This window comes from Frankia sp. CcWB2 (genome assembly GCF_977927585.1).
Map to the genome: position 1 here is coordinate 850 of NZ_CDWRCM010000172.1, position 8,791 is coordinate 9,640.

An 8,791-nucleotide genomic window follows, 5' to 3' on the forward strand; every position below is an offset into this window, starting at 1 on the left:
TTCCACCGCGGGCTGGACATGACCGCCACCGTAGTCCCGCTCGACGACATGACCCTGCCGCGGGTCGCCCAGTTGGTCGGCAAGACCAACCAGTTCAACCTGACCGGTCGCCGCCGGGGCGCCGCTGAGATCGAGCGGCTGGCCGCCGACCCCGGCACGGCGGTGTTCTGTGTCCGGCTCGCCGACCGGTTCGCCGACCACGGTCTGGTCGCCGTGGTCATCGCGGTGGAGTCGGCGGGCGCGCTGGACATCGACACCTGGCTGATGAGCTGCCGGGTGATCGGCCGGACCCTCGAGGACGAGGTTGCCGCGCTTGTTCTCGCCGAGGCCCGCCGCCGCGGCCTCGCCCGCGTGACCGGGCACTACCGGCCGTCGGCGAAGAACGTTCTGGTGGCCGGCCTCTACGAACGGCTCGGTTTCGAGCGGGTCGGGCGGGTCGACCCGGCGCCGGCGACGCTGCCGGCCGGGAGATCAGCCGGGGTGGTGCCCGCACCTCCGGACGGGATCACCTCGGCTGCGGAGACGACGTACTGGAGCCGTGATGCGCGGTCACCGTACCTGCCGCCTGGGCTCATCCGGGTCGTCGTGGCCGAGCCGTCCGGCGCCGTGGCCGGGCTGTCCCCCCAGGTGCTCCCCCAGCCGTGGCTGCGGGACCGCAAGACGGAAGAGGTGCCCCGCTGATGGTGCAGGAGCGACTGCGGCAGATCTTCGATGGCACGGCCGGCGATCAGGACACCCGGGATGCCTCCGACCTCGGGCTGTGGGAGATCCTGCAGGAGGACTGGCGCCGGCACTACAAATCGTTCGCCCACCCGGGCCTGCACGTGCTCGCCGTCTATCGCATCGGGCAGTGGCGGCGCACCCGGAGCCGGCCCGTCCGCGGGATCGTGACCGTCTTCTACAAGGTGGTCAACAAACTGATCATCCGTAACCTGTACGGGGCCGAGCTCGACGAGCAGGCGCGGCTCGGCCGCCGGGTCCACATCGGCCATCACCAGGCGATCCTCATCCCGCCGCATTGCGTGATCGGGGACGACTGCACCCTGCGGCACAACCTGACCATCGGCTACGCGAGCGGTACGGCGGACCCGCGGGACGTGCCGAAGGTCGGCAAGCGGATCGAACTCGCCCCCGGGATCCATCTCATCGGGGCGATCAGCATCGGCGACGACGCCAAGATCGGCCCGGGCTCGATCGTGATGACGGACGTGCCGGCGGGCTCGACCGTCTTCGCCGCTCCCGCGCGGGTGATGCGCCCGCCGGTGCGTTGAGACCGTCCGGGTGATGCGTCCGCCGGCACGCTGAGACCGCCGACGCGCCACTGCGGGATGTCGGCGACCGGCTCGTGGGATCGACTCGGTACGGTTTGAGGCCGGAACGCCGGTATCCGATTGGACCCGACCTGTGCCGTTGCCGAGATGGGGAGGACTCGCGGATGAAGGTGCTCGTGACGGGCACGGAGGGGTACCTGGGGTGCCTGCTCGCGCCCGAGCTGCTGCGCGATGGCCAGGAGGTCATCGGGGTGGACACCGGCTACTACAAGTACGGCTGGCTGTACCGCGGCGTCGACCGGACCCCGTTGACCCTTGACAAGGACCTCCGCCATCTCACGGTCGAGGACTTCGCGGGGGTCGACGCCGTCGTGCACATGGCGGAGCTGTCCAACGACCCGCTCGGCGCGCTCGCCCCGGACGTGACGTACAAGGTGAACCACGTCGGCTCGGTCCGGCTGGCGAAGCTGGCCAAGCAGGCCGGCGTCGAACGGTTCGTCTACATGTCCTCCTGCAGCGTCTACGGCGTCGCGACCGGTGCGGACGTCACCGAGGCCTCGCCGGTGAACCCGCAGACCCCCTACGCCGAGTGCAAGGTCTACGTGGAGCGTGACGTCGCCCCGCTGGCGGACGACACCTTCTCGCCGACCTTCCTGCGCAACGCCACCGCCTACGGTGCCTCCCCGCGGCAGCGCTTCGACATCGTGCTCAACAACCTGGCCGGGGTGGCCTGGACCACCGGCGAGATCGCGATGACCTCGGACGGCACCCCGTGGCGCCCGCTGGTCCACGGGCTCGACATCGCGAAGGCGATCCGCCTGGTGCTGACCGCACCGCGCGGCATCGTGCACAACCAGATCTTCAACGTCGGCGACAGCGAGCAGAACTACCAGGTGAAGGAGATCGCGGACGCGGTTGCCACGGTGTTCACCGGCTGCACGCTGAGTTTCGGTGACAACGGCAGCGACAACCGCAGCTACCGGGTGTCGTTCGACAAGATCGCCTCCACCCTGCCCGGCTTCTCCTGCGACTGGAACGCGCTCAGGGGCGCCCAGCAGCTGCACGACGTCTTCACCCGCATCCAGCTCGACAACGAGACGTTCACCGGCCGCGGGCACACCCGGCTCAAGCAGCTTCAGTACCTGATCCGTACCGGCCAGCTCGACGCCGACCTGTTCTGGGCCCACCCATGATCATTACGTCGACGCCGATCGCCGGGGTGATGATCGTCGATGTCGAGCCGTTCTCCGATGCCCGCGGCATGTTCGCGCGCACGTTCTGTGCCGGCGAGCTCGCCGCCGCGGGGCTCACGGTCGACGTCGCCCAGTGCAGCGTGGCCTACAACGCCTCCGCGGGCACCGTCCGCGGGATGCACTGGGCGGGGGAGCCGGTGCGGGAGACCAAGCTGGTGCGCTGCACCCGCGGCGCCCTGCTCGACGTCGTCGTCGATCCCCGCCCGGACTCGCCGACCTATCTGCGGCACGTGGCGGTGGAGCTCTCGGCCGACAACCATCGGGCGCTGTTCATCGACGCGGGCCTGGCGCACGGGTACCAGACGCTCGTCGACTCCACCGAGGCGACTTATCAGATGAACGTCCCGTTCACGCCGGGACACGACCGTGGGCTGCGCTTCGACGACCCGCGGCTGGGCATCGTCTGGCCGCTGCCCGTCTCGGTGATCTCCGACAAGGACCGTGCCTGGCCGCTGCTGGCCGGCGATGGTCCGGCCGGGGGCCAGGCCGGACCGTCCGGCGACGCCGTGCCACCCGGGTCTTCCGGCATTCAGCGTGATGTAGCTCACACATTTGGCGGGGTCGGCGCGACAGCCTGAATCCGTCGCCCCCGGTTCGGCCAACCGTCGGGCGAGGGCCCCGCTCCACCAGTGAAAATCAATGCTGGCAGGGAAAAGTGGGCGGGGCGTGGGGTGTTGCCCGCGAACGGGGGCGGGCGCGGGGAGGCATCCCGTGGTCGGAGGGTGGTGCCACGGCTTCCTCTCGGCGACTGTGGGTCATGTGGGGGGTGGTGTCCACCGGCTAGCATGACCCGGCGTGCGCAGCACCCGTGACCGCCGATCTTCGCCGGAAAATCATCGGGCTGCCGTCGGCGGTGCCGGCGGTGGCATCTCGCCGACGGAAACGAGCGCTCGTCCGGCGGTCGCCGCTGCGGCGGTGGGTGGCGGGTGTCCGGCCGATGACCGGTGCCCGCACGCCCGGGGTTCGCGCTCTCCTCCGTGCCTTCGCCGGCGATCGCCCGGCGGCGTGGCGGCCCGTCCCGGCTTCACGAAGATCATGTCGTTCGCGGGACCGTCGCGTCCTTCTGGTCGGATGGGCGGTCATCATGTCGTTCGGCCTCTCGTTCGGCCTCGCGGCCGGCTGGCACAGCCATTCCCGTCCACCAGATCGTGAAGATCGATGTCGACACCTCACCTAGGGGAACGCATGTCATCCGCAACCCCGGCCCGGCGCGGTAGTGGCACCGCCGAGGCCGACGCGACCCAGAAGCAGGATGTTCCCGGCGGCCTCACCACGGCGGTAACCGCCTGCCGGTCCTGCGGCGGACCGGCCCCGCGCCTGTTCCTCTCCCTGGGGTCCACCCCCATCGCCAACCGCCTGGTGCGCGCCGACGCCCTCGACGCGACCGATCCGTCGTTCCCGCTTGAGGTCGGCTTCTGCGAGGCCTGCGCACTCGTGCAGCTCACCCACGAGCTGCCGGCGTCCGAGATCTTCGACGAGGACTATCCCTACTTCTCCTCGTTCTCCGACATGCTCGTCCGCCACGCGGAGAAGCACGTGATCGACCTGATCGCGAGCCGCAACCTCGGGCCGGACAGCCTGGTGGTCGAGGTCGCCAGCAACGACGGCTACCTGCTGAAGGCGTTCGTCGAGCGGGGCATCCCGGTCCTCGGGATCGAGCCGACCCCCGGCCCGGCCGCGGCCGCCCGGGAGGCGGGCGTGCCGACCCGCGAGGAGTTCTTCGGCGCGGAGCTCGCCCGCCAGCTCGTCGCGGAGGGCCGCAAGGCCGATGTGATCATCGCGAACAACGTGATGGCCCACGTCCCGGACCTCAACAGCTTCGTCGAGGGCTTCTCGATCCTGCTCGCCGACGGCGGCCTCGTCGACGTCGAGAACCCCGGGGTCGGCGCGTTGCTGGCCCACACCGAGTTCGACACGGTCTACCACGAGCACTTCTGCTACTTCTCCACGATCGCGGTCGACGTCCTGATGCGCCGGCACGGCCTCGCGCTCGTCGGCGTCCAGGAGTTCCCCGAGCTGCACGGCGGCACCCTGCGGTGGAGCATGCAGCACACCGCCGCCGCGGAGCCGGCCGAGTTGGTGGCGGCGGTGCTCGACGCCGAGCGGGCCGCCGGGCTCGACACGTTCGACCGGTACGCCAGCTTCGGCGACGACGTCCGCGCCGTGCAGGACGAGCTGGTGGCGTTGCTGCGCTCGCTGCGCGCCGACGGTAGGACCATCGCCGCCTACGGCGCGGCGGCCAAGGGAGCGACCCTGCTGAACTCCAGCGGCATCGGCACCGACCTGCTCGATTTCGTCGTCGATCGCAACATCCACAAGCAGGGCCGGTACCTGCCTGGCGCCCGGTTGCCGATCCTCGATCCCGCCGTCCTGCTGGAGCGGCAGCCTGACTACCTGCTGCTGCTCGCGTGGAACGTGAAGAAGGAGATCATCGCCCAGCAGGCCGAGTACGCCGCGCGCGGCGGCTCCTTCATCGTGCCGGTTCCCCGGCCCGTAGTGCTGTAGGCAACCCATCGTGGTCTCAGGCCGTCGTTATTTCCGTCCGCGGTTGTGCGGACCCTGCTCGCTGGGCTGGCCGAGCCGGTCGGGCTGGTCGGGAGAGCGAGTATGACGGACAGCGACGGGGACCTGAGAGCCCCGGGTGGGGAGGACGACTCCCCATCCGAGGGTTCCCCTGACGAGACCCGGTACGTGCCACGATCGCAGCGCCCCGCGCGGGCGACCGGGCAGCGTCCCGGCGAGCGGACCGAACGTCCCGGCGAAGGGTTCGAACGCCGTGGCGACCGCCGACCCGGCGAGGGTTTCGAGGTGGTCACGGGGCCGGTCCGCCCGCAGCCCGCTCCGGCGCCGCGGCCCGGGCCCGGGCCGTCCGGGCCCGGGCCGTCCGGGCCCGCGATCCAGCCGCCCGTCGGCGACCCGCACCTGTCCCAGCCGCCATCCCGCCCGGTGACGCCCCCTGTCCGTCCGGGGGCCGGCGAGCCACCGCCCGGCGTCGTCACCGCCACGATGGACCTGAGCGCGCTGCAACGCCGGTTGCGGGCGGAGAAGACCGAGCTCCTCCATCGGGTCGAGGGGCAGGCTCCCCGGCATCGCCGCTCGGACCGGCGGGCGCGCCGAACCGACGAGACCGACCCGGAGAGCACGCAGATCTTTCCGCGGCAGCCCCCCGCCGGGCGTGACGGCCGATCTCCCGGGGCGGGCGCCGCGCGGTCCCGCGGTCGACGAAGGCTCGCCGCGGCGGGCGGCGGCGAGCGTGCCGCGGCCGCGTCCTTCGGGCCGGGGCCCGGTAACGGGGCCGAGGGCCTGGCGGACGATCTGACCGGCGGCGAGCGTCCGGGCGGCGAGGGTTCCGGCGGCCGTGGCGGAGCCAGGTCGAAGGCGATCTGGACGCTGATGGACCAGGCCGTCTCCAGTGCGACGAACGCCGCGATCTCGTTCCTGATTGCCCATCAGGTCAGCGACGTCGAGTACGGCGCGTTCGGTATTGCGTACACGTTGTTCTCCATCGTCATCGGCCTGGTCCGTGCCGGGAGCTGCATGCCGCTGAGCATGTTCTACTCGAATGTCACCCGGAGTGACTTCCGGGCGGCGGCCACCGCCACCACCGGCTCGTCGTTCGTCTTCGGCGTGGCCGTGGGAATCACGTTCGTCGGTCTGGGCCTGCTGCTCGGCGGCCCGGTCGGGTCGTCGTTGTCGGCGATGGGCCTCGTGCTGCCCGGCCTGCTGCTGCAGGATGCGTGGCGCTATGTCTTCTTCGCGATGGGGAAGCCCTTCGGCGCCTTCGTCAACGACACCGTCTGGGCGGTCGTCCAGATCCTCGGGATCTTCCTGCTCATCCACCGCGGTGTGACCGCATCCCCGCCGCTGCTGCTCGCCTGGGGGGCCTCGGCTCTCGTCGCGGCCCTGCTGGGGATAGCCCAGGCCGGCTTCTGGCCGTCGCCCGGCGAGACCCTTCGATGGCTTCGCAGGAACAAGTCGAACTCCGCCTACCTGGCGGCGGAGTTCATCACTGTCCAGGGCGCGATGCAGACCTCGCTGCTGGTGATCGGAGCGGTGGGTTCGCTGGCGACGGTGGGCGCCCTGCAAGGCGCGCGCACGCTGCTCGGCCCGACCACGGTGGTCGGGGTGGGGGTCGTGAGCTTCGCGTTGCCGGAGTTCTCCAAGCGGACCTCCATGACCCGCCACGCCCGGGAGCGCGCCGCCTACGCTCTCTCGGCCCTCGTCCTCGCCATTGGCACGGCGTGGAGCCTGATCTTCTACCTCCTTCCGGAACGTTACGGTCAGGTGTTGTTGGGCGACTCGTGGGATGGCGTCAAGAACATCCTGGGGCTGTCAATCCTGCACTATCTGGCCGCGTCGGTCGCGGTCGGACCGGCATGTATGGTCTACGCACTCGGAAAAACTAAGATCACATTCCGGGTCAATGCAGCCTTTGCGCCAATGTTGTTTGGTTTTCCCATCATTGGGTTGCTTGTCGGGGGCGCGCGGGGCGCGGTCGTCGGCTATAACATCGCTTTCTGGTCCATTGCACCGGTGTGGTTTGTACTGCTCCGCCGGCTCGGTCGGGAGCACGACGTGGAGCAGGCCGCGCTACGGGACGCGGAGCGGGCGGCGCGGAGCGGCTCCGGGCCTGCTCCCGCCCCGGCGGAGCCGGGAGGACGAGAGTTGCCGCGCCGGCGCCGGGCCGGGATGAGCGACGTACGCCGGTCGAGACGGTCGAACGCCGGCGAATCTGACCATCGAATGGATCCCGTGGATGATGTCGAGGATGTGGATGTCGCTCCGGAGCACGGCCCTCGCCGGCCTGGTCGCGGAACCGGATCGCGGCGTGGTGGGCGGGGCACCTGAGCGTCCGTGCGGCGTCAGTCATAGCTATAGACCGTTTACTATCCGCTATCGGCTATGCTCACAAATCGGTTCCGTCAGATCTAGACCGTGGTCCGGCAATCGGGCCGGATGCTCCTGTGGGGGGCCACATTGAGTTCGCTTCATGTCCCGCTGGAGGAGCCGTTGCGTCGTCTCACCGGCACTCCGATCCGGATGCGGGCCCGGTCCGCCCGTTCTGAGTCCGTGGCGGGTGCGTCATGAGTCGCAACGTGCAGGCGGGCAACGAGACCAGCCGGGCTCCCTCCGCCCCGTCCCTGCTTCGTATCCTCCAGCCACGGCTGCTGGTCGTCGCCATCGTCGTGGTCATCTTCGCGGCTCTGGCGGCCGCCTACTCCAAGACGCAGACGGCGACCTACCGGTCGAGTGCCCGGGTCTTCCTCTCGACGGATTCGGGCACGCTCGGTGCCAACTCGGTCGACGCGACCCGCTTCGTGCAGACCCAGGCGCAGTTCGCCCAGTCCTCGGCGGCCGTCGCGGAGATCGCGAAGGAACTCAAGCTGCCCGAGGTGGACGTCGCCGCCTGGCTCAGCACCTCGCCGTCCGACGAGGGCTACTTCTTCGTCATCGAGGGGAAGGGCTCGAGCCAGCAGGGGGCGGACGCGCTGGTCAAGTCGGCCGAGGATGCCTACAGCAAGCTCTTGACGACTTACGGCCCCAACAGCCAGGCGAATATCAGCGCCATGATCAAGCTACGTGACGGGCTGGTGGCGGAGCAGGCCGCCGCGGGTCAGGGAGCCGGTATTGCCGGGAGCGTCGACAACACCGTCCGCAACACGCAGATCGCGAACCTCAACACGCAGATCGCCACCGCCCGCACCGCCTCCGCGTTGGCGAGCACGTCGATCAAACTGGCCGAGCCGCCCGTCGCCGGGGGCCAGAGCGGGCCGAACCTGTTCCGTAACACGCTGGTCGCTGCGATCGTCGGGCTGCTCGGTTCGATCGCGGCGATCTGGATCATGTATCAGCGCCGGCCCACGATCCTCGACCCGCACAACCCGTCCGACACCCTGGGCGTGCCGCTGATCGCAGTCCTGGAGCCGGGACGGACCACCGCCAGCGCGGCCGAGACCCTGGTCTCGGCGATGTCCGCGGTGATGTCCCCGACGAGCAAGGTGGTCGCGTTCACCCCGGCGTCGCGGGGGGACCTGACCGCCGACCTCGTCGCCTCCGTGGCCGCGGCCTGGTCCGATGATCAGGGCGTCGTCCTGATCCTGGACACCTCGCCGTCGTCCGAGGTGCGGGGAGTTCTCGAAGGACTGCCCCGGGCGACCTCCGGGGAGCTGCCTCGCTGGGCGCACGAGCCGACCTGCCTGGCACGCTCGTCCGGCACCGGGCGGGGGCACATCCTCTACAACCGAGTGTCGCCGGCCCGGGCCGCCC

At 70.3% G+C, this 8,791-nt stretch carries 6 protein-coding genes and 1 pseudogene; all 7 read left to right on the forward strand.

The window, feature by feature from the left end; translation table 11 throughout:
• A pseudogene (locus tag ACY45C_RS16540) lies at window positions 1-681 on the forward strand (HAD-IIIC family phosphatase); the annotation flags it as partial.
• The gene (locus ACY45C_RS16545) at window positions 681-1,271 is read left to right on the forward strand and encodes a serine acetyltransferase (protein ID WP_462188472.1); all 591 of its coding nucleotides are present in this window, start codon (window positions 681-683) and stop codon (window positions 1,269-1,271) included. The pseudogene ACY45C_RS16540 and the gene ACY45C_RS16545, both read left to right, overlap by 1 nt.
• A gap of 164 nt (window positions 1,272-1,435) precedes the next feature.
• Entirely contained in the window at window positions 1,436-2,464 is a 1,029-nt protein-coding gene (locus tag ACY45C_RS16550; protein ID WP_462188473.1) for an NAD-dependent epimerase/dehydratase family protein, read from the forward strand.
• Window positions 2,461-3,102, forward strand: coding sequence for a dTDP-4-dehydrorhamnose 3,5-epimerase family protein (locus ACY45C_RS16555; RefSeq protein ID WP_462188474.1), 642 nt, complete (start codon window positions 2,461-2,463; stop codon window positions 3,100-3,102). Before ACY45C_RS16550 ends, ACY45C_RS16555 begins: the two co-directional genes overlap by 4 nt.
• Window positions 3,103-3,709: 607 nt before the next feature.
• Window positions 3,710-5,029, forward strand: coding sequence for a methyltransferase domain-containing protein (locus tag ACY45C_RS16560; RefSeq protein WP_462188475.1), 1,320 nt, complete (start codon window positions 3,710-3,712; stop codon window positions 5,027-5,029).
• A gap of 102 nt (window positions 5,030-5,131) precedes the next feature.
• Window positions 5,132-7,372 carry a hypothetical protein gene (locus tag ACY45C_RS16565; RefSeq protein ID WP_462188476.1) on the forward strand — a complete coding sequence of 747 codons (2,241 nt, stop codon included), beginning with the start codon at window positions 5,132-5,134 and terminating at the stop codon, window positions 7,370-7,372.
• A 236-nt stretch (window positions 7,373-7,608) separates the two neighbouring features.
• On the forward strand, window positions 7,609-8,791 hold a 1,183-nt coding region (locus tag ACY45C_RS16570; protein WP_462188477.1), incomplete at its 3' end, for a Wzz/FepE/Etk N-terminal domain-containing protein.